Source organism: Jiangella alba, assembly GCF_900106035.1.
GTDB classification, from domain to species: domain Bacteria; phylum Actinomycetota; class Actinomycetes; order Jiangellales; family Jiangellaceae; genus Jiangella; species Jiangella alba.
The window spans coordinates 2,354,658-2,381,099 of the sequence record NZ_FNUC01000004.1; the positions used below are offsets into that span (position 1 = coordinate 2,354,658).

Below are 26,442 nucleotides of genomic sequence, written 5' to 3' on the forward strand. Positions count from 1 at the left end.
AATGATCGCATCAGACCGTGTCACCCGTCGTCGGCGGGCGTTCCCGTCGTGGCGCCGGTGGCGGTTCCGGCGGCTCCTGCTCGGGGTGCTGCGTCGCCAGGAACGCCTCGATCTCGGCGATTCCCTCGGCGGCCTCGCGGGCGATCTCGTCGTTGCGCCGTCGTGCGGGTGGTCCCGACTTCTGCCAGACGGCGGCCACACCGGCCCCGCCGTAGAACGCGGCGCCCACCACGGCGAACCCGCTGACGACGACCCACAGGACGTAGCGCAACCCGTCGAGCATCGCATGCACGAGGTGTGCCGACCCGTAGCTCACGTTACTCACCTCCGCGTCATTGCGGCTGCGGTACTCACCGATCGACGTACCCAGTGCGATCGGCTCGTCACCTCCAGGTTACGCCGATTTATATAGCAGGAACAGTCAGAAGGCCAGTCCCCGGCGTGGCGTGCGCGACAATCGTCGGGTGAGCCGCGACCGCTTCATGCCGATCCACGATCCAGAGCTCCTGGCCACCGGCGAGCGGGTGCTGGGCCCCGAGTTCCGGGCCATGAGCGAGCGGGTGCTGCGGGCCACCGAGCTGACCTCGCGGCTCAACGTCCTCCCGTTCGACGACGACGCGGGCAAGGCGGCGCTGTTCGAGCAGATCCTGGGCCGCCCGCTGCCGGAGCGGGTCACCATCTACCCGCCGTTCTACACCGATCACGGCCTGCGCCTGGACCTCGCCGAGCGGGTCTTCGTCAACCAGGGCTGCACGTTCCTCGACTTCGCCGGCATCCGGCTGGGCGAGGGCGTCATGGTCGGCCCCAAGGCCACCTTCATCACGATGGGCCACCCGGTCGATCCCGGCGAGCGGCGCCAGTACCTCACCGGCGCGCCGATCGACGTGGCGGCGAACGTGTGGATCGGCGCCGGCGCCACGATCCTGCCCGGCGTCAGCATCGGCCGCGACGCCGTGGTGGCGGCCGGGGCGATCGTGGCCGACGACGTGCCGGCGGCCAGCCTGGTCGCCGGTCCGAAGGGCACGGTGCGTCGCCGCTGGTGACGCCGCGGTCAGAACAGCTTGTCGACCAGGTCGGTGAGGTGCAGCAGCAGCGGCACCACCAGCGCCTGCTCGGCGGGGGAGAGGTTGTCCCACGCGCCGGCCAGGTGGCCGGCGACGACGCCGCGCTTGGCGGTGAGCAGGGCGCTGCCCCGCTCGGTCAGCTCCAGCACGCGCCGCCGGCCGTCGCCGTCGACCCTGTTGTACTGCACCAGGCCGTCGCGGACGAGCGCGCCGGCGCTGCGGGTGACGGTCGGCTGGCTGAGGCCGGTCAGCTCCGCGACCGCGCCGACGCCGTCGCGGCCGCACTCCTCGATGGCGTCGAGCAGCACCAGTTGCGGGACGGTGATGTCGTCGAACAGCGGTTGCAGCCGGCCGCGCGTGCGCCGCGACGCCGACAGGAACGCCATGAGCGCGTCGGCGAACTCGCGGGCCGGCTCGATGGCGCCGACGCTGCGGCCCAGGGCTCCGCTGGTGTGAACATGACCGTCCACCGCACCTCCCCCGTGTCGTCGGGAACGAACCTACTCCTCGGCTCCGGCACCCGGCATCGGCCCGGGCCGGAACTGCTCTAGGCTGGCGGACCACACCCTGCGGCGCGACGGGAGGACGGGTGGACCGCCAGTACGCCTCGCCCGGTCCCGCCTTCGTCGGCCGCGAACGCGAGCTGGCCGCGCTCACCACCGCCCTGTCCGCCCCGTCCGAGCCGGTGTTCGCGCTGGTCGAGGGCGAGGCCGGCATCGGCAAGACCCGCCTCGTGCAGGAGGCACTGGCCCCGCTCGATCCGGCGACGACGCTGGTGGCGGCCTGCCCGCCGCTGGCCGAGCCGTTCCCGCTGGGCCCGCTGGTCGACGCGCTGCACCGGCTGCCGGTCGACGGTGTGCGGCTCAGCCCGCTGGCGGGGGCGCTGCGCCCGCTGTTCCCGGAGTGGGCCGAGCACCTGCCACCCGCGCTGGAGCCGCTGGAGGATCCCAGTTCCACCCGGCACCGGCTGTTCCGCGCGCTGGCCGAGCTGGTCGAGCGGTCCGGCGTCGAGGTGCTGGTGCTGGAGGACGCGCACTGGGCCGACGCCGCGACGCTGGAGTTCCTGCCGCTGCTGGTCGCGGCGACGGCGCACGACCTCAGCCTGGTCGTGACGTACCGCGGCACCGACGTCCCGGCCGCGTCGCCGCTGCTGCGTCTGACGGCGCGCCCGCCGGCCGGGCTGCGCCGCCTGGAACTGGCGCTGGAGCCGCTGACGGTCGGCGAGACGACCGCGCTGGTCGCGTCGATGTTCGCCACCGACGACGTCTCGGCCGAGTTCGTCTCGTTCCTGCACCGCCGTACCGCGGGCGTGCCGCTGGCGCTGGAGGAGAGCCTGTCGTTGCTGCGCGAGCGCGGCGACATCGTCCGCCGCGGCGGCGAGTGGTCCCGGCGCGCCGTCGACGACCTGCAGGTGCCGCCGACGGTGCGTGACTCCGTGCTGGAACGGGTCGACCGGCTGCCGCCGCCGGCCCGCCGCGTCCTCGAGGCCGCCGCCGTCCTCGCCGAACCGGCCGACGGCGTCCTGCTGGCGCGGGTCGCCGGGCTGGACGAGGACGACGCGCGGCCGGGGCTGGCCGCGGCGCTGACGTCGGGGCTGCTGCGCGAGGCGTCGCCGGGCCGGTTCGTCGGCCGGCACGTGCTGGCGTCGCGGGCCATGGAGGAGGCGCTGCCGGTGTCCGAGCGGCGGCTGCTGCACGGCCAGGCCGCCGCCGCGCTGCAGGAGCTGCCGACGCCGCCGGTGCTGCGGCTCAGCCGGCACTTCCGCGAGGCCGGCGACGTCGCCGCGTGGAGCCGGCACGCCGAGGCCGCCGCCGACCTCGCGCTGGAGTCCGGCGAGGACCGCGCCGCCGTCGTCCTGCTGAACGACCTGCTCACCGCGGCCGCGCACCCGCCGGACCGGGAGGCCCGGCTGGCGCACAAGCTGGGCCAGGCCGCCACCTGGGGCGTCGCGGCGCTCGGTGAGCTGGCCGTGGTGGTCGCCGCGACGCTGGCCGCCGCGCTGGACCGCCCGGAGCTGCCGTCCGACCGCCGCGGCGAGATCCGGCTGCTGCTCGGGCGGCTGTGGCTGCAGCTGGGCGACTTCGACACCGGCATCGAGCAGGTCGAGACCGCCGCCGGCGAGCTGGCCGGCCGCCCGGAGCTGGCGGTGCGGGCGATGATCTCGCTGTCGCATCCGCGCGGGCAGGTCTGGCCGGTCACCCGGCACCGCGACTGGCTCGACCGCGCGACGGCGCTGTTCCCGCAGGTCCCGGCGGACGAGCAGACGTGGCTCGCGGTCGACCGCGCCAGTGCGCTGCTGATGATGGGCGACGCCGCCGGCTGGGCCGCCGCCGAGGAGGTCGACGCCGCCGCGGCGGACAGCCTGTTCGAGCGCCGCCAGCTGGGCCGCTGCCGGATGAACGTCGGGCACACCGCCATCGGCTGGGGCCGCGACGCCGTCGCCGGGCGGCAGCTGGACGGCGCCGTCGACCTGCTCGCCGCGACCGGGTACCAGCGGCTGGTCAACTCGGCGCTGATCACGCGGGCCAACCTGGACTGGCACGGTGGCGCCTGGGACGGGCTGTCGGCGCGGGTGACCGAGCTGGCCGGGTCCGCCGACACGCTGCCGGAGGCGCTGCTCGAGGCGCGGATGATCCTCGGCCTGCTCGACCTCGCCGGTGGCCGCCGCGACGACGCCGCCGATCAGTTCCGGGTGGTCGTCGCCGAGGCGGTGCGGCGCGGGCTGGTCGACGTGCAGACGGGGCCGGCCGGCGCGCTGGGCCGGCTGTTCCTCGCCGACGACGCCGTCGCCGACGCGCTGCGGGTCACCGAGCCGGCCATGGCGATGGTCGTGCGCAAGGGCATCTGGCTGTGGGCCACCGAGCTGGCGCCTGCGCACGTCGACGCGCTGGTGCGGGCCGGGCGGGCGGACGACGCGCGCCAGCTGACCGACCTGTTCGCGGCCGGGCTGGGCGACCGCGCGGCGCCGGCGCCGCAGGCGGCGCTGCTGGTGTGCCGGGGCATCGTGGCGGGTTCCGGCGCCGCCGCCGCGGAGCTGTTCGGCGCGGCCGCCGCCGCGTGGGCCGCGCTGCCCCGTCCGTATCAGGAACTGCTCGCGCTGGAGCGGCAGGCGCTGGTGCTGCTGCCCGACGCCGCCGCGCTGGACCTGCTGGCGACGGTGCAGCAGCGGCTCAGCGACCTCGGCGCCCGCTGGGACGCCGACCGCGTCGCCCAGGTGCTGCGCGGACACGGCGTCGACGTCGCCCGGGCCTGGCGCGGCGGCCGGCGCGGCTACGGCGACCAGCTGTCGCCGCGCGAGGCGGAGGTCGCCGGGCTGGTCGCGCAGGGCCTCACCAACCGGCAGGTGGCCGAGGCGCTGTTCCTCTCGCCGCGCACCGTCGACCGCCACCTGAGCGCGGCCATGCGCAAGCTCGGCGTCGCGTCGCGGACGGCGCTCGCGGTCGCCGTCGCCGAGAAGAATGGGTGATCTCCCCACTCGCGAACGGCGGCGGCGTGTCCGACGGTGACCTCATGCAGGTGAGCGACCCGCCCGACCCCGATGACACCGACGACGACGTGCCCGCCCACGAGCCCGAGGCCGCGGACGGCGAGCGCTGGGAGCCGCTCTGACGGTCCCGCTCCGGACATAAATGGGTGATTCGCCCAATCGCAACGGACGGCGCGGTACGGGACGGTGGGCACACGGTGATCCCCCGCCGCGGACACCTCGCCGCCCGCCAACCCCCGTCGGGCGGCGGGGCCGCGGCCCGAGGAGACGAGGTCCCATGCCCCGCACCATCCTGTCCTGGCATCGCATCCGCGCCCGGCTGGTCGTCCCGGCCGTGGCCGCCGCCCTGCTGCTCGGCTCCGGTGCGACGGCGCCCGCCGCCGGCCCCGTGGGCGGCCCGGCACCGGCGACCCAGGCCACCGGCTCGGCCGCGACCGGGCACACGTACCAGCTGACGCTGCTCACCGGCGACGTCGTGACGCTGCACGTCGCGCCGGACGGCCGGCAGGCGGCGTGGGCGCAGCCGTCCGACGACACGCCGCCGGCGTTCGCGGAGCGCGACGGCCACGTGCTGGCGCTGCCGGACGAGGCCGTCCCGTACGTGCAGTCCGGCGTCCTGGACGAGCGGCTGTTCGACCTCACCTACCTCGCCGAGGCCGGCTACCACGACGCCGCCCGCACCGACCTCCCATTGCTGGTGTCGGCACCCGACGGCCCCGGGATCCGCAGCGTGCCCGAGGCTCCCTCGGGCACCCGGGCCGAGCGGGAACTGCCCAGCATCGGCGCGCTGTCGGTGTCGGCGGCGAAGGACGACGTGGGCTCGGTCTGGGACGACGTCGTGTCCGGCGCGGTCGGCCGGGTCTGGCTGAACGGCCGGGTCGAGGCGACGCTGGCCGAGTCGGTGCCGCAGATCGGCGCGCCGGAGGCGTGGGACCAGGGGCTGGACGGCACCGGCAGCACCGTCGCCGTCCTCGACACCGGGTGGGACCCCACCCACCCGGACCTCGCCGGCCAGGTCGTCGGCGCCGGCAACTTCACCGAGGACACCGACCCCGAGGGTCAGGTCGCGGTCGACGGACAGGGCCACGGCACGCACGTCGCGGCGACGGTGGCCGGCACCGGCGCCGCGTCCGGCGGCACCCACGTCGGCGTCGCACCCGGCGCGGACCTGCTGATCGGCAAGGTGCTGGACAACACCGGGTCCGGCTACGAGGACTGGATCATCGCCGGCATGGAGTGGGCGGTCGCTCAGGGCGCCGACGTCGTCAGCATGAGCCTGGGCACCGACGGGGCCAGCGACGGCACCGACCCGATGAGCCAGGCCGTCGACCGCCTCAGCGCCGAGTCCGACACCCTGTTCGTCATCGCGGCCGGCAACGCGGGCCCGGGCGAGAGCACCGTCGGCTCGCCCGGCGCCGCGACGTCCGCGCTCACCGTCGGCGCCGTCGACAAGCAGGACCAGGCCGCGTCGTTCTCGTCGCGCGGCCCGCGGCTCGGCGACGGCGCGGTGAAGCCCGAGGTGGTCGCGCCGGGTGTCGGCATCGTCGCCGCCCGGGCGGCCGGCACGGCGCTGGGCAACCTGCTGGACGAGCACTACACGTCGCTGAACGGCACCTCGATGGCGACGCCGCACGTCGCCGGGGCGGCCGCGATCCTGGCCCAGCAGCACCCGGACTGGACCGACGAGCAGCTCAAGCAGCGGCTGGTCACGTCGAGCACGCCGCTGGACGAGGACCTGACGTTCCAGGGCGCCGGACGGGTCGACGTCGCCACCGCCGTGAGCGAGTCGGTCACCGTCGACCAGGGCGTCGTCGACTTCGGGCAGCTGGCGAAGGATGCGCCGGTCGTCAGCCGCACGCTGACCTACCACAACCCGACCGACCGCCGCGTCACGCTGCGCGTCAGCGCCGACGTCACCCGGCCGGACGGGTCGGACCGCGGCCGGCCGGCGATGCGGGTGCGCAACCCCGTCCTCTCCATCCCGCCGGGCGGCAGCGCCAGCACCCGGGTCGAGGTGTCCGCCGAGGCCAGCACCGGCGGCACCTACAGCGGCCGCATCGTCGCGCAGGACCCGCGCGACCGCGACACGTCCATCCAGAGCGTCACGACGTTCACCGTCGAGCGGCCGGTCCACACCGTCACCGTCGACGTCGTCGGCCGCGACGGGCAACCCGCCACCGGAGCCGTCGACCTCTGGAACACCGAGACCGGCGAGTGGACCCGCGCGTTCGCCTCCGGCGGCGTCGCGACGGCCGAGGTCCCCGAGGGCACCTACACCGTCGTCAGCAGGATCGAGACGCGGGGCCGCGACGGCGCCAGCAGCTACACCCTGGCCGCCGAGCCGGACCTGCGGGTCCGGGCCGACGTCGCGCTCGCCTACGACGCCCGCGACGCCGAGCGGGTCGAGGTGAGCACCCCGCTCGACATGGAGGAACCCGGTTTCGACGCCGTCTGGGAGCGCACGGTCGGCGAGCGATCGATGCGGATGATCATGGCGCAGGGCTTCAACGGGGCCGACCTCTACACGCTGCCCAGCCGCCGGGCGAAGACCGGCACCTTCGAGTTCTCCACCGCGTGGCAGGGCGCGCAGCCGCTGCTCGAGGTGCGCGCCGGCGGCGAGCGGCTGCTGCCGTCACCGCGCCTGATGACCTCGCCGACGGTGTACGTGGGCGACGAGGCGCTGCCGCTGGCCGACGCCGGCTCCGGCACCGCCGCCGAGCTCGCTGCGGCCGACGTCGCCGGCAAGGCCGTGCTGGTCACCCGGGTCGAGGGCAACGAGGGCGAGCAGCTGCGACTGGCGGCCGAGGCCGGCGCCGCGCTGCTGGTCCTGGCCAACGACGCCGACGAGGAGTGGGGCGTCTACCTCGGGCGAGGGACGCTGCCGGCGTACACCGTCGACCGCGCGTTCGGTGAGCGGCTGCGGACCGCGCTGGCCGCCGACCCCGGCCTCGAGCTGGACCTCACCGGCCGGCGCGACGCCACGTACAGCTACTACCTCACGTACACCGAGGACCGGCTGCCCGGCGGCGTCACCTACGCCCCCGACCCGGACGAGCTCGCCGTCGTCGAGGCCGACTACCGGCAGGCGTCGGAGCGGATGGGCCGCAACGAGGCGTGGATCCCGTACGCCGGGAGCTCCGCGCTGGGGACGTCGATGTCGATCTCGCGCAACGGGCCGGTGCACCGCACCGAGTACCTCACCGCCGACGGCGTTGAATGGCAGCGCTTCGCCCAGCCGCACTGGGAGTTCGCCAACATGTACTGGACGTGGGCGGCGATCCAGCCGTTCGCGGCGGGCAGCAGCACCGAGCAGGTGTGGTGGGGCCCGCTGGTCGCGCCGGGCATGCCGGCGGTGAGCGGGTCGGAGGAGTACGGCCTGCCGGCCGCGCGGTTCCGCGACGCGATCCGGGTGTCGATGCCGCAGTACAGCTACGACCCGATGACGTACGGCTTCAACCAGCAGCAGCTGGGCGACGCGACGGAGCTGGTGCTGCGCCGCGACGGCGTCGAGGTGGGCCGGGTTCCGTGGTCCGAGGCGCAGTTCACCGTGCCGGGCGCCGCGGCCGACTTCGAGCTGTCGCTGGAGACGACCGCCGGTCGGGGCAACTTCTCCGACCTGTGGACGCACACGCTGACGACGTGGGGCTTCCGGTCCGAGCGGCCGTCGGAGCCGCGCGAGGTGCTGCCGCTGATCCAGCTGGACTACGGGCTGGACACGGGCCTGTACAACGAGGTCCCGGCCGGCGCGTCCTACCCGCTGGAGCTGCGGCCGTCCTACCCGGCGGGCGCCGAGGGCCCGGGCGAGTTCACCGCGACCGCCGAGGTCTCCTTCGACGACGGCGCCAGCTGGCAGCCCGCCCCCGTGACGCCGTCGGCCGACGGCACGCTGGTGGCGACCGTCCCGGCCGCGGCCGACGGGTTCGCGTCGCTGCGGGTCACGGTCGCCGACGCCGCCGGCACCACCGTCAGCCAGCAGATCGACCGCGGCTGGCGGGTCGGCGGCTGACCCACTGAACGTGCCCGGCGATGGGGTGTCGAGTTGTCCCTCCCAAGGCCCCCATCGCCGGGCACAGCAACACTCAGCCGGTGGTGACGCGCAGGCTCAGCTCCAGGTGGCCGTCCTCCAGGTGCAGGGCGATGCCGAGCGCCTGGAGCGCCTCGATCGACTGCCGCTCGGCGTCGCCGAGGTCGTCGCCGGCGGCGGAGAGGAGCTGCTCGGTGACGGTGTCGGCGTTGAGGTAGAGGACGGAGTCGGCGTTGTCGGCGTCGGCGACCGCGGTGCGGTAGGCGTCGGAGTCGCCGAGGCCGCCGCCGTCGAGCAGGACGCCGGCGTACGCGTCGGAGGTGGCCAGCACGTAGCCGTCGTCGGTGGTCTGCAGCGGCAGCCCGTCCAGCGGCGCGCCGGCGTCGGAGGCCAGGCCCTGGACGCGGTCCCAGAGGTCGGCGAACGCGTCGGGGTCGGTGACGACGCGGGCGCCGATCTCGACGCCGAACAGGCCGTCCGGGTCGTCGAGGTCGAAGCCGCTCGCGTCGGCGGCCACGACGAGGTCGTCGCCGAGGACGGTGGCGAGGTCGTCGGGCAGGGTGAAGCCGGTCTGGGCCTCCAGCTCGGCCAGCATCTCCGCGCCGTCCGGGACCGACTCCAGCGAGGTGTCCCAGGTGTCGCGCAGGTACTGGCCGGCGTCGTGCTGCCCGATGAACAGGGCGGTGTCGTCGGGCACGGACGCGTCGACGCCGCCGCCGGAGAGGGCGCGGTACGCGCTGCCGGTGACGACGCCGGCCAGCTCGGCGTACCGGTCGTCGAAGCGGACGGACAGCGCGACGCTGCGGTAGGTCTGGTCGACGACGTCGCGCAGGTCGTCCACCGACGGCATGCCGTCGTCGGCGGAGGAGCCCGCGCCGATGCCGAACGAGCTCGCCGACCCGTCGAACAGGTCGAACATGGCGCCGCCGGACAACCACGCCGACGCGATGCCCTGCTCGCCGAGAAGGTCCATGGCCTCGGTGAACTCGGCGTTGTCGGCCAGCGACGAGTCGGCCGCGGCGCCCGCGTAGGCGTCGGCGTTCTCCTGCGTGTCGGTGACCAGCAGGTAGCCGTCGACGTAGGCGCGGCCGAGGCCCTCCGCCTCGCCGCCGTCGCTGCCGCAGCCGAGGATGCGGTCGATCGCCTCGGTGGCGGCGTCCTCGTCGCCGGCCTGCAGCGCGACGACGTAGCCGGGCTCGCCGCCGTCGCCCGAGGGCGGCGTCATGGCGGCGCCGATGCGCTCGCCGACCCACGGCTCGACGTCCCTGGCGAAGTCGATGTCGCAGCCGGTGGCCGCGGCCAGCTCGTCGACGAACCGCTCGCGCAGGTCGACGTCCTCGTCGGTGATGCCGGTGGCCTCGGTGAACAGCGGGAAGTTCTGCAGGAACCTGAACGCCTCGATCTTCTGCCCGGCGGACGGGTCGAGGTCGAGCCGGACGTAGCCGACGGCGTCGGACGGCAGCACGTCGTGCGGCTGCGTGCCGCCGCCGTCGAGCGCCTGCCAGGCGAACACCCCGCCGGATCCCGCGACCAGGACGGCCGCCGCGATGCCGCCGGCCAGCAGGCCGCGGCGCTTGCGCGGCACGATCGCCGGCTCGGCGTCGCCGGCGTCGGGGTAGGGGAGCGGCCGGGTGCCGGGGTCGGGCACGGACGCGACCGGCTCACCGGCCGGGACCTGGCCGGACGGCGGTGGGGGCGGCGGCACCGGCCCGGGACCCTGCTCGTCGGGACCCTGTCCGTCGGGACCCGTGGGCGACCCTGGATACACCATGCTGACCTCCGCTTTCCCCCGTGGATGCCCGACCCGGCCGGGCGCGCGGCCCAGGGTAGCGGAAAAGTCCGGATTCATGGGTTGTGGCAACGTGTACGCGAGATGTCGCGATCACGGCTCGCGGCGCCATGCCCGGGGGTGCCCGCACAGCGGTTGATCAGTAGACTTGTCAAACGCACCTGATTCGCCCCGCCGTGGGGCGTTGGAGGAGAACGATGCAGGGAAACAACCCGATCTTCGGCCGGGCTGAGGGCTTCAACGGACGGCACGCGACCTACGACGCCGCCGCGCCGAGTGCTGAAGAACTGCAGAACATGTACGCCGCGCCGTCGGCGACCCCGGTTCAGACCGGGCGGATGACGTACGACGACGTCATCATGAAGACCGGCATCACCTTCGCGGTGCTGCTCGCCGGCGCCGTCGTCGGCTGGATGAACCCGGGCCTGGCCATGATCGGCCTGATCGTCGGTCTGGTGCTCGGTCTGGTCAACGCGTTCAAGCGCAACCCGTCGCCGCCGCTGATCCTCGCCTACGCCGCGTTCGAGGGCGTGTTCGTCGGTGGCATCAGCCAGATCTTCGAGAACTACGCCATCTCCGGCCGCCCGCTCGACGGCATCGTCGCGCAGGCGGTGCTCGGCACGCTGGCCGTGTTCGGGGCCACGTTGCTGGTCTACCGCAGCGGCAAGGTCCGGGTGACGCCGAAGTTCCGCCGCGGCGTCATGATCGCGCTCATCGGCTACGGCATCTTCAGCCTGGTCAACCTGCTGTTCATGTGGTTCGGCTCGTCCGACAGCGCGTTCGGTTTCCGCGACGGCGCCTTCGGCATGCTGATCGGCGTGTTCGCGGTCGGCCTGGCGGCGTTCTGCCTGATCCTCGACTTCGACTTCATCGAGAACGGCGTCAAGCAGGGCCTGCCGGCCAAGTTCGCCTGGACGGCGGCGTTCGGCCTCACCGTCACGCTGGTCTGGCTGTACCTCGAGATCCTGCGGCTGCTGGCCATCCTCCGGGGTGAATGACCCCGGCGGCAGCACCGCCTGACGTACGAACGGCCCGTCCCGTGCACTTCACGGGGCGGGCCGTTCGTCGTCAGCGTCTCAGCCGAAGTTGCGGGCGGCGCGGCGCAGGTCGGCCTCGTGCACGATGGCCGTGGCGTGTCCGTGCGCGAGTCCGTGTTCGTCGCGGAGCCACCTCACGCGGTCGTCGAACCGCAGGAAGGACGGTCCGGCCTCCAAGGCCGCGAACCACTCCGGAAGTTCTCGCCCGGTGACGCCGGGAACGCGGGCGAGAAGATTGCGATGGGTCTCGTCGGAGTGATTCAGGCTCATGGCTGCCTCCGGGGTGTCGAGGTCTCCGTACATCGACTGTGCCGCAGGACTCCGAAGGGCACAACCCCTTCGTTCAAGACCATCGGCCCGCGGGGCGTCAGCCCATGCGCTCGAGGATGATCGCCATCCCCTGGCCGCCGCCGACGCACATCGTCTCGAGGCCGATCGACGCGTCGCGCGTGCGCAGGCCGTTCACCAGCGTGGTCATGATGCGCGCGCCGGTGGAGCCGAACGGGTGGCCGAGCGCGATGGCGCCGCCGTGCACGTTGAGCTTGTCGTGGTCGATGCCGAGCTGCCGCGCGCTCGGGACCACCTGGGCGGCGAACGCCTCGTTGATCTCGACGAGGTCGACGTCGCCGATGGTCATGCCGGCGCGGTCGAGCGCCCGGCGGGTCGACTCGACCGGGCCGAGGCCCATGATCTCCGGCGAGAGCGCCGACGTGGCCGTCGCGACGATGCGGGCGAGCGGTGTCAGGCCCAGCTCTCGGGCGCGGGTGTCGGACATGATGACGACGGCCGCGGCGCCGTCGTTGAGCGGCGTGCAGTTGCCCGCCGTCACCGTGCCGTCCGGCCGGAACACCGGCTGCAACGCGGCCAGCTTCTCCAGCGTGGTGCCCGGCCGCGGGCTGTCGTCGGTGTCGACGACCTGGCCGTCGGGCCGGGTGATGGGGACGATCTCGCGGGCGAAGAAGCCGTCCTTCACCGCCTGCTCGGCCCGCGACTGGGAGAGGACGGCGAACTCGTCCTGGTCGGCGCGGGTGACGCCGGCGTAGGTGGCGACGTTCTCGGCGGTCTGGCCCATCTGGATGTAGATGTCGGGCAGCCGGCCGTCGGTGCGGGGGTCGTGCCACGTCTCGTTGGTCTCGGCGTACCGGGCCGTGCGCGCCTGCGCCTCGGCGAACGCCGGGTTCTGCGTCTCGACCGGGTCGACGCCGGCGCCGCCGAAGCCGACGTAGCGCGACACGCACTCGACCCCGGCCGACACGAACACGTCGCCCTCGCCGGCCTTGATCGCGTGGAACGCCATGCGGGCCGTCTGCACCGACGACGCGCAGAACCGGTTGATCGTCGCCGCCGGCAGGTCGTCGAGGCCGAGCTGTACGGCGATGCGGCGGGCGACGTTGCCGCCCTGCTCGTCGCGCGGCTCGGCGCAGCCGACGTAGAGGTCGTCGATGGTGGTGGGGTCGAGCGCGGGGATCTGGTCGAGCGCCGCCCGGATGGTCGCCGTGGCAAGGTCGTCCGGCCGCACGTCGACCAGCGACCCCTTGTAGGCCCGCCCGATGGGCGACCGCGCGGTGGCGACGATGACTGCCTCGGGCATGGCGGGCTCCTTCGACCATGGGTTACTCGCTGGTAACCCCAGTCTAATGCCGCCGCCCGCGCCGGCCACCCACCCGGTCCCCGGAATACCCTCTGGCTGAGTTGATCAACAACGCCAAGCGAGCGAAGGCGACGACCCGGGCCGACCTCGATAGCCAGAACCACGCGAACAGGCCACCAACGGCACCCCAAACGCGACTCCCGCTATCGAAGACGGGCCAACCGCCGTCGGCACGAGCTCAGGCAACGGGCACCGGACGGCAGGCAGCCAACAGTGCACCGGCGAACCGCCCCACGACGGCGAGCGGCTGCCGGCGCTCGAGGCGGGCCGGGTCAGACTCGCTCGGGCGCCTCGGGGAGCGGGCGGCGCCGGCGGTTGCGTAGCTGGGCCCAGGGGCCGCGCGGCCCGCGGGCCCGGCCGCCGAGCGTCGCGGCGGCGACCTCGGTGCCGGCGTGGTCGGCGGCCGCGACCGCCGCGAGCGACACCGGCAGCACGCTGTCGCCGCGGCCGAGCTCGGGCGTCTCGTCGCCGGGCGCCCACAGGCCGAGCGCGCCGATCAGCGACGGCAGCACGGCGGCGGCCGCGTGCGCGTAGCCGGCCGACGACGGGTGGAACTGGTCCTCGCTGAACAGCTCGCCGGGTGCCGCCTCGAACTCGGGGCCGAGGATGGAGCCGAGCGAGACGGTACGGCCACCGGCCGCGACGACGGCCATGGTCTGGGCGGCGGCCAGCTGCCGGCTCGCGTGCCGGGCCAGCCAGCGCAGCGGCGGGCGGATGGGCCGGATGGTGCCGAGGTCGGGGCAGGTGCCGACGACCACCTGGCAGCCGGCGTCGCGCAGCCGCCGCACGGCGTCGTCGAGCAGCCGGACGGACTCGGCCAGTTGCACCTGGTGGGTGATGTCGTTGCCGCCGACGATGATCAGCGCGACGTCGGGGTCGGCGGCCTTCGCGCGGTCGAGCTGGTCGGCGAGGTCGGCCGTCTGGGCGCCCACCTGCGCGACCGTGGTGAGGGTGACCGGGCGGTGCGCGACCTCGGCCAGGCCGGCGGCGAGCAGCGCGCCGGGCGTCTCCTCGGCGGTCGCGACGCCGTACCCGGCCGCCGCGGAGTCGCCGGCCACGACGAACGAGAGCGGCGGGTCGTCGCCGTCGCCGTAGCGGCCGTCGGGGTCGGGCGGGCCGCCAAGCGGGCGGCCGGTGATGGTGCGCCGGGCCAGCTTCGCCTGCAACCGCAGGAGTCCGTAGCCGGCGGCGCCGAGCAGGCTGAGCCCTCCACCCCCGTACGCGGCGGCAGCGGCGAGACGACGTGCCGTCCGAGCGCTGACCATGCCGACCACCGTTCGACTGTAGCGAACCGGACGGCTCGGCCGAGGCGAGCCACGCCCTCGGCTAATCTCAGCAGCGTGGAGTACTACGAGAGCGTCCTCGACCTCATCGGCAACACCCCGCTGGTCCGGCTGAGCACCGTCGCCGACGGGCTGCCGGCCACCGTGCTGGCGAAGGTCGAGTACCTGAACCCGGGCGGCTCGGTGAAGGACCGCATCGCCACCCGCATGATCGAGGACGCCGAGAAGGCCGGCCTCATCGGGCCCGGCGGCACCATCGTCGAGCCGACCAGTGGCAACACCGGCGTCGGGCTGGCGCTGGCGGCGCAGCGCAAGGGCTACCGCTGCATCTTCGTCTGCCCCGACAAGGTGAGCGAGGACAAGCGGAACGTGCTCAAGGCGTACGGCGCCGAGGTCGTGGTCTGCCCCACGGCGGTCGCGCCGGAGGACCCCGACTCCTACTACTCGGTGTCCGACCGCCTGGTCCGCGAGACCCCTGGCGCCTGGAAGCCCGACCAGTACTCCAACCCGGCGAACCCGCGCTCGCACTACGAGACCACCGGCCCGGAGCTGTGGAAGCAGACCGACGGCCGCATCACCCACTTCGTCGCGGGCATCGGCACCGGCGGCACCATCACCGGCGTCGGGCGTTACCTCAAGGAGGTGTCCGGCGGCCGGGTGAAGGTCGTCGGCGCCGACCCCGAGGGCTCGGTCTACTCCGGAGGCACGGGCCGGCCGTACCTCGTCGAGGGCGTCGGCGAGGACTTCTGGCCCACCACCTACGACTCCGACGTCTGCGACGAGATCGTCGCGGTGTCCGACAAGGACTCCTTCGACATGACCCGCCGGCTGGCCCGCGAGGAGGGCCTGCTGGTCGGCGGCTCCTGCGGGCTGGCCGTCGTGGCCGCGCTGCGGGTGGCCGAGCGGGCCGGCCCCGACGACGTCGTGGTGGTGCTGCTGCCCGACGGCGGCCGCGGCTACCTGTCCAAGGTCTTCGACGACGCCTGGATGACGTCGTACGGCTTCCTGCCGCCGGTCGAGGGCGCCACCGTCGGCGACGTCCTGCGCGGCAAGTCCGGCGAGATGCCGGCGCTGGTGCACACCCACCCGGGCGAGACCGTCGCCGACGCCGTCCACATCCTGCGCGAGTACAACGTGTCGCAGATGCCGGTCGTGCGGGCCGAACCGCCGGTCATGGCCGCCGAGGTGGCCGGCGCCGTCGTCGAGCGCGACCTCCTCGACGCGCTGTTCACTGGCGCCGCGCACCTCACCGACCGCGTCGAGCAGCACCTGTCGAAGCCGCTGCCCATGGTCGGCGCCGGCGAGGCCGTCACCGCGGCCGTCGACGCCCTGCGCACGGCCGACGCGCTGCTCGTCGTCGACGACGGCAAGCCGGTGGGCGTGCTGACCCGCATCGACCTCCTCGGCTACGCCGCCACGATCTGACTCAGATCAGGTAGCCGCCGGTTACCCGCAGGTTCTGCCCGGTGATGAAGCGCGAGTCGGGCCCGGCCAGGAACGCCACGACGTCGGCGATGTCGGCCGGCTGCCCGAGCCGGCCGAGCGCGCTGTACGTCTCGGCGAGGGCCAGCGCCTCCGGCGGGTTGGTCGAGCGCAAGAGGTCGGTGTCGATGGCGCCTGGCGAGATGGCGTTGACGGTGATGCGCCGCGGGCCGAGCTCGCGCGCCGCGATGGCCGTGAACCGCTCCAGCGCGGCCTTGCTGGCGGTGTAGAGCGCGCCGCCGGGGCCCGGGATCACCGTGTTCAGCGTCGAGATGCTGACGATGCGGCCGTCGTCGCGCATGGTGCGACCGGCGTGCTGGATGGCGAAGAACGGCGCCTTCGCGTTGATCGTCATGACGCGGTCGAAGTCGGCCTCGGTGACGTCGTCGATGGGCGCCGGCTCGCTGGCGGCGGCGTTGTTGACCAGGATGTCCAGGCCGCCGAGACGGTCGGTCGCGGTGTCGAGCAGGGCGCGGACGGCGTCGAGGTCACCCTGGTCGGCCCGGACGGCGTGCGCGGCGCCGCCACCGGCCCGCACCGCCTCGACGACGGAGTCAGCCGCGTCGTCGTTGCTCTGATAGCTGAACACGACCTGCGCGCCGTCGCGGGCCAGCCGCTGCACGATGGCCCGTCCGATGCCGCGGGACCCGCCGGTGACCAGCGCGGCCTTGCCGCTCAGCGGCATCAGGACTCGTCCAGCACGAGTGCGGTGGCGCCGCGGATCTCGACGACGCCGACGGTGGCGCCCGCCTCGAACGCGGACCGGCCGTCGTAGCTGCGCGCCGACCACACCTCGCCGGCCAGCTTGATCAGCCCGTTGTGGGCGTCGACCCGTTCGATGACGACGCCGCTCTGGCCGACCAGCGCGGCCACGCCGAACGACGACGGGGTCGGCTTGAGCAGCCGTTTCTTCGCGATCGGCCGGACCACGCCGAGCAGGGCCACGGCGACCGCGACCGCGACCAGCACCTGGACGAGGAACTCCGCGCCCAGGCCCGCCGCGACGGCGCCGCTGGCCGCGCCGATGGCCAGCATGAGGAAGAAGAAGTCGAGCGTCGTGAGTTCGATCGTCCCGAGGACGAGCGCGGTGCCGACCCATGCCAGCACCCAGGCGTGTTCGCCGAACCAGTCCCACATCGACTGCATGGCCGAAGTTTATTGACCATCGCCGCATTTGTGTCCATTGGCGCGATGCCAGGGTGTCGCGCGACCAGTCGCGGACGAATCGGGGCAATGCCCCGCGAGCCGGTCCGGCGCGGTGAAATTCCTGGTCGGAACGGGTGTTGCCGGGTCCGCACGGGGGCGGCTTCCGGTACCGTTCCCCGCGTTCCGGGACCGGCGAATTTCCCTGCCGTCCCGAGTGAACAGTGATCATCGAATGCGAATCCACGTGCCGAATCGGAGTGAATCCTTGCGTTACCACTTGCGTCATCGCGCCCGCGTCGCGGGCGCCCTGCTGGCCACCGTCCTGGCCGGCGCCGGCCTGCTCGGAACGGCCGGGGTCGCGTCGTCCGAGGAGACGCCGGAGCCCGCGGTCACCCTGCTCGACCAGGCCTTCGAGACGCTCGACGTCCTGCCGCGCATCGTCGGCGGCGACCCGGCCGCCGAGGGCGACTACCCGTGGATGGTCCGCCTCGACATCGGCGGCGGCCTCTGCGGCGGCGCCCTGTACGCGCCGGACCTGGTGCTGACGGCGGCGCACTGCGTCGCGCCCGGCACCGGTCCGAACACCGACATCACCGCGCTGATCGGCTCGGTCGACCTCGCCAGCGAGGACATCGTCGAGGTCGGCGGCGAGTACGTGTGGTCGGCCAACGCCGAGGGCATCGGCGGCGGGTCGCCCGACTGGGCGCTGATCCAGCTGGAGGAGCCGGTCGAGGACGTCCCGACGCTCGGCCTCGCCACCACCGACGAGTACGACGAGGGCATGTTCACGGTGGCCGGCTGGGGCGCCGACGCCGAGGGCGGCGAGCAGCAGCAGTTCCTGCTCGAGGCCGAGGTGCCGTTCGTCTCCGACGACGAGTGCCTGGCCTCCTACCCCGACGACGAGGGCTGGGGCTTCGCCCCCGGCGTCGAGCTGTGCGCCGGGTTCGCCGAGGGCGGCATCGACAGCTGCCAGGGCGACTCCGGCGGCCCGCTGTTCCGTGAGGACGAGAACGGCGAGGACGTCCAGGTCGGCATCGTCAGCTGGGGCAACGGCTGCGCCCGGCCGAACTACCCGGGCGTCTACACGCAGGTGAGCGCCGTCGCGGCGGCCATCGCCGACACCGCCGAGACCCGCACCGAGCCGGTCGTCGAGACCACCGCGGCCGAGACGACCATCGACACGCCGGTGACGATCGAGCTGGCCGGCAGCGACCCCGAGGGCGACGAGCTGGAGTACAAGGTCTACGCGCCGGAGTTCGGCGAGCTGAGCTACGAGGACGACCCGAGCACGCTCACCTACACCCCGGCGCCGGGCTTCGAGGGCGAGGACACGTTCTACGTCGTCGTCAACGACGGCAAGATCGACTCCGCGCCGGCGGTCGTGACGGTGACGGTGGAGGGCGCGGCGCCGACGCCGACCCCGACGCCCACCGAGGAGCCGACGTCGCAGCCGACCGAGGAGCCCACGCAGGAGCCGACGGCCACCCCGACCGACGACCCGGGTGACGGCGAGGAGCTGCCGGACACCGGCTCCGGCTCCGGCGCCGGCCTCGCGCTGGCGCTGCTGCTGGCCGGCGGCGCGGCTGCGGCCTTCACCGCCCGGCGGCGGCTGGCGACGCACAGCTGAGTCGCAGCACCGATCGACGGCGGCGCCGCCCCACTCACGGGCGGCGCCGCCGTCGTCGTCTGCCGGCATGCATAGTGAACCGGTGGCCACGTCGTCATAGCGGGTGAGGGCGACGGCGAGGAGTGGTTGTGGACGCAGCGGCGGAACGCGAGTTCACCGAGTTCGTGGCGGCGCGGTCGATGGCGCTGCTGCGGACCGCCGTGGTGCTGACCGGTGACCGGCACCGGGCCGAGGATCTCGTCCAGGGCGCACTGGCGAAGCTGGCGGCGCACTGGCGGAAGGTGGACCAGCCGGAGGCGTACGTCCGGCGCATCATCTACCACGACCACGCCCGCTGGTGGCGTCGTCGCTCCGCCCGGTCCGAGGTGCTCGGGCCGGACGTGCCCGAGCGGCCGGCCGCCGACCGCTCCGCCGACGCCGTCCGGCGCCTGGACCTCCGCTCCGCGCTGCGGCTGCTCGGGCCGCGGCAGCGGGCGGTCCTCGTGTTGCGCTACTTCGAGGACCTGCCCGAGGCCGAGATCGCGCAGATCCTGGGGTGCTCGGTCGGGACGGTGCGCAGCCAGGCGCACCGGGCGCTGGCCCGGTTGCGGGTCCTCGTGCCTGAGCTCGACGAACGCGCCGACGACGTGGAGGAGCTGCACCGATGAGCATCGAGACGACCCTGCGATCGGCCCTCGAGGACGTCGCTGCCGACGCCCTGCCGGTGCCCGCGCTGGCCGCCACCGCGCTGCGCCGGGCCCGCCGTCGCCGTACCGCCGTTCGGAGCGCGGTGGCCGCGGGCGCGGTCGCCGCCGTCGCCGTGCCGGCCGGCGTTCTCGGCCGCGGCGACGACGACGCGACCGGCCTCGCCGTCGCCCAGGCGGGCGTCGTGCCGGCGCCCGGGTGGCGCGAGCTGACCGCGGACGAGGTGGCGGCCGCCGTCGACGCCTGCTATCCCGGCCCGGGGGATCCCGCCCCGGCCGACGAGTGGGACGCGGTACACGGGATCCGGCTCACCGAGCCGGCGTCGCCCACGTGGGTGATCTCCGAGTCCGGCGGTGAGCGCCGGGTCGAGTGCACTCTCCCGGCCGGCGCGGACGGCGCCCCGCTGCTGCGGACCGCCGGGCCGGACCGCGACGGCGGGACGCTGATGACCGACGACGGCCTGGGCGCCGGCAGCTATGCCGATCCGGTGACGCGGGTGACCGTCCAGTACGGCGACCGGCCGGAGCAGGAGGCCGTGCTGTGGGACGGGCTCTGGTTCGACCCGCTGGACCACGCCCGGCTGCGCGGCTCGTGCGAGGGGCCGTTGCCGTACGTCGTGCGCGGCTACGACGAGGGCGGCCGGGCCGTGACCGGGGCGTCGTTCGACGTCGAGGAGGCGGCCGGGCCGGCGCTCCCCGCCGTCGCGTGCCCGCCGTGATCCGGACGGGGCCGCACGGCGGCTCTGAGATCGGTCCGAGATCCGTGTGAGAACATGATCCGCATGGCCTCCCGAGTGCGTCGCGCCGGTCATCGCGGCCGGGGGCGTCGCCGGGCACCCGACTCACCGCCGCCGCGTCGTCGCGGCCGCCGGGGTCGCCGCGTCGCCGGGTTCGCGCTCGGGCTGGTGGCGCTGGGCTTCGCCGGCTGGATGCTGATGCCCGACGGCGAGCCGATGGCGGGCAACGCGGCCACGCCGCCACCCGAGCGGCATGCGCCCAAGATGGTCGTCGTCATGGCGGCCGAACGGCCGCCGCCACCGCCCACCGCGACGCCGACGCCGTCCACCCCGGAGGTCCCCGCCACCGGTCCCGGCACCTTCGTCGTCACGCCGGGCGAGAGCGGCCGGGCCGGCGAGGGCAGCACGCTGCTGACGTACACCGTCGAGATCGAGACCGGGCTGCCGTTCGACCCGATCGAGGTGGCCGCCGTCGTCGACGCCACCCTGGCTGACCCGCGCAGCTGGATCGCCGACGGCCACCACTCCTTCCAGCGCGTGCCCGCCGGCGGCGATCTGCGCATCCTGGTCGCCAGCCCGGGCACCACCGACCAGCTGTGCGCGCCGCTGCGCACCCGCGGCGAGGTGTCGTGCCGCAACGGCGACAACGTCGTGCTGAACGGCCTGCGCTGGGCCGTCGCCGTCCCGCACTACAACGGCGACCTCGCCGGTTACCGCCAGTACGTCGTCAACCACGAGGTCGGCCACGCCCTCGGCCAAGGCCACGTCGACTGCCCGGGGCCGGGTGAGGTCGCGCCGGTCATGCTGCAGCAGACCTACGGCCTGGACGGCTGCCTGGCCAACAGCTGGCCATTCCCCTGAGCTCGGCTGGCCACCCTGGCGCCGGCCCCGGCCGGCAACGGTGCCGCCGTCAAGGACTTCCTGGCTCGCACCGGTCCGGACGACGATTTCGCGGCAGACGTCGCGGCGACCCGGGAGCTCCTCACGGCGGAGGAGAGCTCGGCGTGGCCCGACGCCGGATCCTCGACACCGGCGTCCTCTCAACGCAGAGCGCGACGGCGGCGGCAGGAGTTCGTCGACGGCGTGCGCACTGATCCCCGTCGAGGACGACACGACCGATGTCGCTCTGGTCCACGCCCGGTTCCTCGCGGACGTCAGGCGCTCAGGCAAGCCCCGGGGCGCCCACGACCTGATCATCGCCGCCACCGCGGCCGCCACTGCTCGCGCGCTGGTGACGAGCGACGATCAGGCGAGGTTCGACGATCTGCCCGGAGTGCACACACTCCGGGCGTGACCGTCGCCGGGCCTCAGAGCGACGTGCCGGTGCCGATGGGGCAGGAGACGCCGGTGCCGGAGAGGCCGCAGTAGCCGTTCGGGTTCTTCGCGTCGCTCAGGTACTGCTGGTGGTAGTCCTCGGCGTAGTAGAACGCGCCGAGCGGCTCGACCTCGGTGGTGATGTCGCCGTGGCCGGCGGCGCGCAGCTTGGCCGCGTACGCGTCGCGCGAGGCGAGGGCGGTCTCGAGCTGCGACGGCGACGTGGTGTAGACGGCCGAGCGGTACTGCGACCCGATGTCGTTGCCCTGCCGCATGCCCTGGGTGGGGTCGTGCTCCTCCCAGAACGCCTTGAGCAGCGCGGCGAAGCTGATGACGGCGGGGTCGAAGACGACGCGGACGACCTCGGCGTGGCCGGTGCGGCCGGTGCACGTCTCTTCGTAGGTGGGGTTCGTGGTGTACCCGCCGGCGTAGCCGACGGCGGTGGTCCACACGCCGGGCAGGCGCCAGAAGATGCGCTCTGCGCCCCAGAAACAGCCCATGCCGAAGACGGTCTCCTGGAAGCCGGCCGGGGGCTCGGCCTCGATCGGGGTGCCGAGGACGGTGTGCGTGCCGGCCAGCCCGAACGGACGGGCGTCGCGGCCGGGCAGGGCCTCCTCGGGGCCGACCTTCCTCGTCTTCACCAAGCGATCGAACAGCGACATTCGCAGACACCTCCGTTCACTGGAACAACGGCGACGGCCGCGGCGTTCCCGGCGCGGTTCAGGCGACGGCGTCGACGGGGTCCGCGGTGGCTCCGCCGTCCGCCGTCACCGCCCGGAACGCCTGCTCCAGCGCCTCGACGGCGGGCTCGATGACGTCCGCGGGATGGGTGTACGGCAGCCGCAGCCACCGCTCGAACGCGCCGTCGACGCCGAAGCGGGGGCCGGCCGCGAGCCTGATGCCGTGCCGTTCCGCCGCGCCGACGAGCCGGGTGGACACCGGCGCGCCGAGGTCGCACCACAGCACCAGCCCACCCGCCGGTACCCGCGTCCGCCACGTCGGCAGCCGCCGCGCCAGGGCGTCCAGCAGCGCGTCGCGGCGGGTGCGCAGCTCCGCCCGGCGGGCCGGCAGGGCCGCGTCGAGGCCGCCGAGCAGCTCCGTGACGGCCAGCTGCTCGACCACCGCGGAGCCCATGTCGACGCTCGCGCGGACGGCGGCCAGCCGGCGGATCAGCGCGGTGCTCGCGCGCGCCCACCCGACCCGCAGCCCGCCCCACAGCGTCTTGCTCGCGCTGCCGACGGTGACGGTGAGGTCGTCGGGCAGGTGCGTGGCCAGCGGAGGCGGCACCGGCCCGTCCAGCGCCAGCTCGACCAGCGTCTCGTCGACGACGGTGAGCGTGCGGCTGCGGGTGAGGACGGCGCCCAGCTCGCGCCGCTCGGCGTCGGTGGCCAGCAGCCCGGTCGGGTTGTGGAAGTCGGGCATGAGGTAGGCCAGTCGCGGCGCGGTCTGCCGGACGGCGGCCGCGACGGCGCCGAGGTCCCAGCCGTCGGCAGCCAGCGGGACGGGCACCGCGGTGGCGCCGTGCCGCCCGATCGCGTCCAGCGCGTTCGGATACGTCGGCTGCTCCACCAGCACGCGGTCGCCGACGCCGGTGGCCAGCTGCAGGACCAGCGTGAACGCGTGCTGGGCCCCGGCCGTCACGAGCACCTGGGCGGGCAGCGTGGGCAGGCCGCGGGCCGTCAGGCGGTCGGCGACGGCGGCACGCAGCTCCGGCAGCCCGAACAGGTGGTACCCGGAGCCGGGCAGGTGCCGCGGCAGCTGCTCCAGCGCGGCGTCGTAGGCGCGGCGCACCTCGGCCGGGGCCTCGGGCGCGGCGTGCGCGAGGTCGAGCAGGTCCGAGCCGTCGGCGGCCCACGGCGTCCACGCGGGGCCGCCGCGGGCGTCCCCACGCGTCCCGCCCCGCGACGGCGGCAACGCGCTCCGCGTGCCCGAGCCCTGCCGGCTGACGGCGTACCCGCCGTCGCGCAGCTCGTCGTAGGCGGCGGTGACCGTCGTCCGGCTGACGCCCAGCGCCGCGGCCAGCTCGCGCTCACCCGGCAGCCGAGTGTCCAGCGGCAGCCGGCCGTCGAGCACCAGCCGCCGGATCGCCGCCGCGACGCGGGCGTAGGCCGGACCCCCGGCCTCGGGCCGGTCACCGATCATCGTCGCCAGTTGCGGTCCTGTGACAGTGCGCACCAGTCCACTCTGGCACGATTGGCTATGGAAGAACAGGCCACTTGTCGGTGAGTATGGGGTCCGTGATGACCCGCCGCCTGATCCAGCTCTTCGCCGGCCTGCTGCTCTACGGCTTCAGCATGGCCCTGCTCGTCGAGGCCGGCCTCGGCCTGGACCCGTGGGACGTACTGCACCAGGGCATCGCCGAGCGCGCCGGCCTCAGCATCGGCACCATCGTCATCCTGGTCGGCGTCGTGGTGCTGCTGCTGTGGATCCCGCTGCGGCAGCGGCCCGGCGTCGGCACCATCGCCAACGCACTGCTGGTCGGGCTGGCCGCCGACGCGTCCATCTGGCTGCTGCCGTCGCCCGATCCGCTGGCCGTGCAGATCGTGTTCCTGGTCTCGGGCGTGGTGCTGAACGCCGTCGCCACCGCGGCCTACATCGGCGCCCGGCTCGGGCCCGGCCCGCGCGACGGCCTGATGACCGGGCTGGTCCAGCGGACCGGCCGATCGGTGCGAGTGGTCCGGACCTCGATCGAGGTGACGGTGCTCGCCACCGGCTGGCTGCTCGGCGGCACCGTCGGGGCCGGGACCGTGGTCTATGCGCTCGCGATCGGCCCGCTGGTGCACCTGCTGCTGCCGAGGTTGCAGGTCCGTGAGCCGGTTCGCGTCGCCGCCGCCACCGCGGCGACGTAGAGTCGCATGTCGTGCACGGATTCGAGACGCGAGCCATCCACGCGGGGCAGGACCCCGACCCCCGCACCGGTGCGGTCATCACCCCCATCTACGCCACCAGCACCTACGCCCAGGACGGCGTCGGCGGGCTGCGCGAGGGGTACGAGTACAGCCGCACCGCCAACCCCACGCGCACCGCGCTCGAAGAGTGCATCGCCGCGCTCGAGGGCGGCGTCCGTGGTCTCGCGTTCGCCAGCGGCATGGCCGCCGAGGACACCCTGCTGCGCACCGTCCTGAAGCCAGGCGACCACGTCGTCATCCCCGACGACGCCTACGGCGGCACGTTCCGGCTGGTCAGCAAGGTCGCCGAGCGGTGGGGCGTCAGCTGGACGGCGGCGCCGGTCACCGACGTCGCGGCGGTCCGGGCGGCGGTCCGTCCCGAGACGAAGCTGATCTGGGTCGAGACGCCGACCAACCCGCTGCTCAGCGTCGCCGACATCACCGCTCTCGCCGCCGTCGCCCGCGACGCCGGCGTGCTGCTGGTCGTCGACAACACCTTCGCGACGCCGTACCTGCAGCAGCCGCTGGCGCTCGGCGCCGACATCGTCGTGCACTCGACCACCAAGTACTGCGGCGGCCACTCCGACGTCGTCGGCGGCGTGCTGGTGGTCTCCGACACCGCGCTCGGCGACGAGCTGGCCTATCACCAGAACGCCATGGGCGCCGTCGCCGGCCCGTTCGACGCGTGGCTGGTGCTGCGCGGGCTGAAGACGCTCGCCGTCCGCATGGACCGCCACTGCGACAACGCCGAGCGCGTCGTCCAGCTGCTCGAACGGCACCCGCGGGTCTCACAGGTGCTGTACCCGGGGCTGCCCGGGCACCCCGGCCACGACGTCGCCGTCAAGCAGATGAGCCGGTTCGGCGGCATGGTGTCGTTCCGCATGGCCGACGGCGAGCAGGCCGCCGTCGACGTCTGCAACAGCACCCGGCTGTTCACCCTGGGCGAGTCGCTGGGCGGCATCGAGTCGCTGGTCGAGCACCCCGGCCGCATGACGCACGCCAGCGCCGCCGGCAGCGCGCTCGAGGTGCCCGGCGACCTCGTCCGGCTCTCCGTCGGCATCGAGACCGTCGAGGACCTCCTCGCCGACCTCGGCCAGGCGCTGGGCTGACACTTCCCCCTCCGATGCGGCGACCGCTAGGGTGTGCCGACGCCGCGCGAAACCGAGGGGATTCATGAGCTTTCAAGACGACCCGGGCCAGCGCTGGGGCAACCCCCAATGGGCGCCCCAGCCGGCGGCCGGCGAGCCGTCCCGGCTGGGTGGCCAGCGCACCGCGCTGACCGTGCTGCTGGCGATCATCGCGGTGGTCAGCGTGCTGTCCATCGCCGCGTACGCCGGCCGCATCGGTTACGTCGACGAGGTCCTCGAGTCCGGCAGCATCGACCGTGCCGCGGCCGAGGACGCCGACGGCTTCGTGGCCGTCGGCGAGATCCTGTGGGTGCTGCTGATGCTCGCCATCGCCCCGGTGTTCATCGTGTGGCAGTACCGGCACGCGAAGAACGCTCGCCTCCTCGGCTCCCAGGACGGCGGCGTCGCCAGCCCCGGCTGGGCCATCGGCGGCTGGTTCATCCCGCTGGCGAACTTCGTCATCCCGGCGATCAACCTGTTCGGCAACGCCCGCCACAGCACGACCTCCGCCGAGCGGCGCGGGCCGGCGATCGTCCCCGTGTGGGCGGTGTGCTGGGGTCTGGCGGCCGCGCTGGACCGCGGCGCCCAGGCCAGCATCCCCGACGAGCTGTCCTCCGACTACCTCGACCGGCTGCGCACCGCCGACACCCTCTCGCTGGCGGCGAACGTCGGCTACATCGCGGCGGCCGTGCTGGCCGTCGTCATGGTGCGGACGCTGACGACGCGGCAGGAGGCGGCGCTCGCGACCCGCATGACGTCGATCGGCCACCAGCAGCCGTACGCCTCGTGGCCGGCCGCCCCGCCCGGGGCGCAGTACGGCCAGCAGCCCTACGGCCAGCCCGGCTACGGTCAGCAGCCGTACGGCCAGCCCGCCTACGGCCCGCCGCCGGCCGGGCCGCCGTACGGTCAGCCGGCGCCGCCGTACGGCCAGCCGCAGCCCGGCCCGAACCCGCCGCCGTCGCCGTTCGCGCCCAGCGACCCGCCGCCGAACGCGGACGGCCCGGCCGCACCGCCCGCCCCGCCGCCCCCGGTGCCGCCGCCCGCCCCCTGACCCGCACGCACGCGAACGGCCGGCGACCCCGCAGGGTCACCGGCCGTCGGCT

At 74.3% G+C, this 26,442-nt stretch carries 23 protein-coding genes; 13 read left to right on the forward strand and 10 right to left on the reverse strand.

The genetic code is table 11. The features are described 5' to 3' along the window. Window positions 1–10: 10 nt before the first annotated feature. The gene (locus tag BLV02_RS28905; RefSeq protein ID WP_074946780.1) at window positions 11–316 is read right to left on the reverse strand and encodes a hypothetical protein; all 306 of its coding nucleotides are present in this window, start codon (window positions 314–316) and stop codon (window positions 11–13) included. Window positions 317–482: 166 nt separating this feature from the next. Between BLV02_RS28905 and BLV02_RS38110 the strand changes: the two genes are divergently transcribed. After that, a complete protein-coding gene (locus tag BLV02_RS38110) occupies window positions 483–1,043 on the forward strand; it encodes a DapH/DapD/GlmU-related protein (RefSeq protein ID WP_069115415.1) in 561 nt (186 codons plus the stop codon). Between the two features lie 8 nt (window positions 1,044–1,051). Here the strand turns inward: BLV02_RS38110 and BLV02_RS28915 are convergent, their stop codons facing one another. Next, window positions 1,052–1,534 carry a MarR family winged helix-turn-helix transcriptional regulator gene (locus BLV02_RS28915; RefSeq protein ID WP_069115367.1) on the reverse strand — a complete coding sequence of 161 codons (483 nt, stop codon included), beginning with the start codon at window positions 1,532–1,534 and terminating at the stop codon, window positions 1,052–1,054. Window positions 1,535–1,653: 119 nt separating this feature from the next. Between BLV02_RS28915 and BLV02_RS28920 the strand changes: the two genes are divergently transcribed. The 3 genes from BLV02_RS28920 (at window position 1,654) to BLV02_RS28925 (ending at window position 8,557) form a co-directional block, all read left to right on the forward strand. After that, on the forward strand, window positions 1,654–4,530 hold the full coding sequence (locus BLV02_RS28920; RefSeq protein WP_069115366.1) for an ATP-binding protein: 2,877 nt from the start codon (window positions 1,654–1,656) through the stop codon (window positions 4,528–4,530). After that, window positions 4,527–4,673 (forward strand): hypothetical protein, encoded by a 147-nt coding sequence (locus BLV02_RS36790; RefSeq protein ID WP_171906920.1) that lies wholly within the window; start codon window positions 4,527–4,529, stop codon window positions 4,671–4,673. The genes BLV02_RS28920 and BLV02_RS36790 overlap by 4 nt, the downstream gene beginning before the upstream one ends. Before the next feature lie 155 nt (window positions 4,674–4,828). Continuing rightward, window positions 4,829–8,557, forward strand: coding sequence for a S8 family serine peptidase (locus BLV02_RS28925; protein ID WP_069115365.1), 3,729 nt, complete (start codon window positions 4,829–4,831; stop codon window positions 8,555–8,557). 73 nt (window positions 8,558–8,630) lie between these two features. Here BLV02_RS28925 and BLV02_RS28930 read toward each other — a convergent pair whose 3' ends face one another. Then, window positions 8,631–10,346, reverse strand: a complete 1,716-nt coding sequence (locus BLV02_RS28930; RefSeq protein WP_176986543.1) for a DUF3352 domain-containing protein — start codon at window positions 10,344–10,346, stop codon at window positions 8,631–8,633. A gap of 215 nt (window positions 10,347–10,561) precedes the next feature. On the opposite strand from BLV02_RS28930, the gene BLV02_RS28935 reads away from it, so the two are divergent. Continuing rightward, window positions 10,562–11,362 (forward strand): Bax inhibitor-1/YccA family protein, encoded by an 801-nt coding sequence (locus tag BLV02_RS28935; RefSeq protein ID WP_069115363.1) that lies wholly within the window; start codon window positions 10,562–10,564, stop codon window positions 11,360–11,362. A gap of 78 nt (window positions 11,363–11,440) precedes the next feature. Here BLV02_RS28935 and BLV02_RS28940 read toward each other — a convergent pair whose 3' ends face one another. The 3 genes from BLV02_RS28940 to BLV02_RS28950 all read right to left on the reverse strand — a co-directional run bounded on the left by BLV02_RS28940 (window position 11,441) and on the right by BLV02_RS28950 (window position 14,317). After that, window positions 11,441–11,671 carry a DUF4287 domain-containing protein gene (locus BLV02_RS28940; RefSeq protein WP_069115362.1) on the reverse strand — a complete coding sequence of 77 codons (231 nt, stop codon included), beginning with the start codon at window positions 11,669–11,671 and terminating at the stop codon, window positions 11,441–11,443. 97 nt (window positions 11,672–11,768) lie between these two features. Continuing rightward, complete coding sequence (locus BLV02_RS28945) at window positions 11,769–12,992, reverse strand: acetyl-CoA C-acetyltransferase (protein ID WP_069115361.1); 1,224 nt, start codon at window positions 12,990–12,992, stop codon at window positions 11,769–11,771. A 332-nt stretch (window positions 12,993–13,324) separates the two neighbouring features. Continuing rightward, window positions 13,325–14,317, reverse strand: coding sequence for an SGNH/GDSL hydrolase family protein (locus BLV02_RS28950; RefSeq protein WP_069115414.1), 993 nt, complete (start codon window positions 14,315–14,317; stop codon window positions 13,325–13,327). A gap of 75 nt (window positions 14,318–14,392) precedes the next feature. Between BLV02_RS28950 and BLV02_RS28955 the strand changes: the two genes are divergently transcribed. Then, window positions 14,393–15,760 (forward strand): cystathionine beta-synthase, encoded by a 1,368-nt coding sequence (locus BLV02_RS28955; protein WP_069115360.1) that lies wholly within the window; start codon window positions 14,393–14,395, stop codon window positions 15,758–15,760. 1 nt (window position 15,761) lies between these two features. Here the strand turns inward: BLV02_RS28955 and BLV02_RS28960 are convergent, their stop codons facing one another. After that, window positions 15,762–16,502, reverse strand: a complete 741-nt coding sequence (locus BLV02_RS28960; protein WP_069115359.1) for a glucose 1-dehydrogenase — start codon at window positions 16,500–16,502, stop codon at window positions 15,762–15,764. Continuing rightward, complete coding sequence (locus BLV02_RS28965) at window positions 16,502–16,963, reverse strand: NfeD family protein (RefSeq protein WP_083289302.1); 462 nt, start codon at window positions 16,961–16,963, stop codon at window positions 16,502–16,504. Before BLV02_RS28965 ends, BLV02_RS28960 begins: the two co-directional genes overlap by 1 nt. A gap of 277 nt (window positions 16,964–17,240) precedes the next feature. On the opposite strand from BLV02_RS28965, the gene BLV02_RS36795 reads away from it, so the two are divergent. The 4 genes from BLV02_RS36795 to BLV02_RS28985 all read left to right on the forward strand — a co-directional run bounded on the left by BLV02_RS36795 (window position 17,241) and on the right by BLV02_RS28985 (window position 20,871). Then, a complete protein-coding gene (locus tag BLV02_RS36795) occupies window positions 17,241–18,590 on the forward strand; it encodes a trypsin-like serine protease (RefSeq protein ID WP_069115358.1) in 1,350 nt (449 codons plus the stop codon). Window positions 18,591–18,718: 128 nt separating this feature from the next. Beyond that, entirely contained in the window at window positions 18,719–19,237 is a 519-nt protein-coding gene (locus BLV02_RS28975; protein WP_069115357.1) for a SigE family RNA polymerase sigma factor, read from the forward strand. After that, a complete protein-coding gene (locus BLV02_RS28980) occupies window positions 19,234–19,992 on the forward strand; it encodes a hypothetical protein (RefSeq protein WP_069115356.1) in 759 nt (252 codons plus the stop codon). Before BLV02_RS28975 ends, BLV02_RS28980 begins: the two co-directional genes overlap by 4 nt. 63 nt (window positions 19,993–20,055) lie before the next feature. Then, window positions 20,056–20,871 carry a DUF3152 domain-containing protein gene (locus BLV02_RS28985; protein ID WP_069115355.1) on the forward strand — a complete coding sequence of 272 codons (816 nt, stop codon included), beginning with the start codon at window positions 20,056–20,058 and terminating at the stop codon, window positions 20,869–20,871. Window positions 20,872–21,317: 446 nt separating this feature from the next. Here the strand turns inward: BLV02_RS28985 and msrA are convergent, their stop codons facing one another. Continuing rightward, window positions 21,318–21,986, reverse strand: a complete 669-nt coding sequence (gene msrA / locus BLV02_RS28995; protein ID WP_069115354.1) for a peptide-methionine (S)-S-oxide reductase MsrA — start codon at window positions 21,984–21,986, stop codon at window positions 21,318–21,320. Between the two features lie 58 nt (window positions 21,987–22,044). Then, complete coding sequence (gene yczR / locus BLV02_RS29000) at window positions 22,045–23,499, reverse strand: MocR-like transcription factor YczR (RefSeq protein ID WP_216094635.1); 1,455 nt, start codon at window positions 23,497–23,499, stop codon at window positions 22,045–22,047. A gap of 62 nt (window positions 23,500–23,561) precedes the next feature. Between yczR and yczE the strand changes: the two genes are divergently transcribed. The 3 genes from yczE (at window position 23,562) to BLV02_RS29015 (ending at window position 26,390) form a co-directional block, all read left to right on the forward strand. Continuing rightward, entirely contained in the window at window positions 23,562–24,173 is a 612-nt protein-coding gene (yczE, locus tag BLV02_RS29005; RefSeq protein ID WP_069115412.1) for a membrane protein YczE, read from the forward strand. Window positions 24,174–24,184: 11 nt separating this feature from the next. Continuing rightward, window positions 24,185–25,321, forward strand: coding sequence for a cystathionine gamma-synthase (locus BLV02_RS29010; RefSeq protein WP_069115352.1), 1,137 nt, complete (start codon window positions 24,185–24,187; stop codon window positions 25,319–25,321). A gap of 64 nt (window positions 25,322–25,385) precedes the next feature. Beyond that, window positions 25,386–26,390 carry a DUF4328 domain-containing protein gene (locus BLV02_RS29015; protein ID WP_069115351.1) on the forward strand — a complete coding sequence of 335 codons (1,005 nt, stop codon included), beginning with the start codon at window positions 25,386–25,388 and terminating at the stop codon, window positions 26,388–26,390. Window positions 26,391–26,442: the final 52 nt, after the last annotated feature.

Excerpts from the sequence above, each read along its gene's own strand:
- BLV02_RS38110 (WP_069115415.1), top strand. The coding sequence starts at position 483 with ATGCCGATCCACGATCCAGAGCTCCTGGCCACCGGCGAGCGGGTGCTG.
- BLV02_RS29015 (WP_069115351.1), top strand. The coding sequence starts at position 25,386 with ATGAGCTTTCAAGACGACCCGGGCCAGCGCTGGGGCAACCCCCAATGG.
- BLV02_RS28945 (WP_069115361.1), bottom strand. The coding sequence starts at position 12,992 with ATGCCCGAGGCAGTCATCGTCGCCACCGCGCGGTCGCCCATCGGGCGG.
- BLV02_RS28985 (WP_069115355.1), top strand. The coding sequence starts at position 20,056 with ATGGCCTCCCGAGTGCGTCGCGCCGGTCATCGCGGCCGGGGGCGTCGC.
- BLV02_RS28925 (WP_069115365.1), top strand. The coding sequence starts at position 4,829 with ATGCCCCGCACCATCCTGTCCTGGCATCGCATCCGCGCCCGGCTGGTC.
- BLV02_RS28950 (WP_069115414.1), bottom strand. The coding sequence starts at position 14,317 with ATGGTCAGCGCTCGGACGGCACGTCGTCTCGCCGCTGCCGCCGCGTAC.
- BLV02_RS28930 (WP_176986543.1), bottom strand. The coding sequence starts at position 10,346 with ATGGTGTATCCAGGGTCGCCCACGGGTCCCGACGGACAGGGTCCCGAC.
- BLV02_RS28940 (WP_069115362.1), bottom strand. The coding sequence starts at position 11,671 with ATGAGCCTGAATCACTCCGACGAGACCCATCGCAATCTTCTCGCCCGC.
- BLV02_RS28960 (WP_069115359.1), bottom strand. The coding sequence starts at position 16,502 with ATGCCGCTGAGCGGCAAGGCCGCGCTGGTCACCGGCGGGTCCCGCGGC.
- BLV02_RS28935 (WP_069115363.1), top strand. The coding sequence starts at position 10,562 with ATGCAGGGAAACAACCCGATCTTCGGCCGGGCTGAGGGCTTCAACGGA.
- BLV02_RS28980 (WP_069115356.1), top strand. The coding sequence starts at position 19,234 with ATGAGCATCGAGACGACCCTGCGATCGGCCCTCGAGGACGTCGCTGCC.
- msrA (WP_069115354.1), bottom strand. The coding sequence starts at position 21,986 with ATGTCGCTGTTCGATCGCTTGGTGAAGACGAGGAAGGTCGGCCCCGAG.
- BLV02_RS28965 (WP_083289302.1), bottom strand. The coding sequence starts at position 16,963 with ATGCAGTCGATGTGGGACTGGTTCGGCGAACACGCCTGGGTGCTGGCA.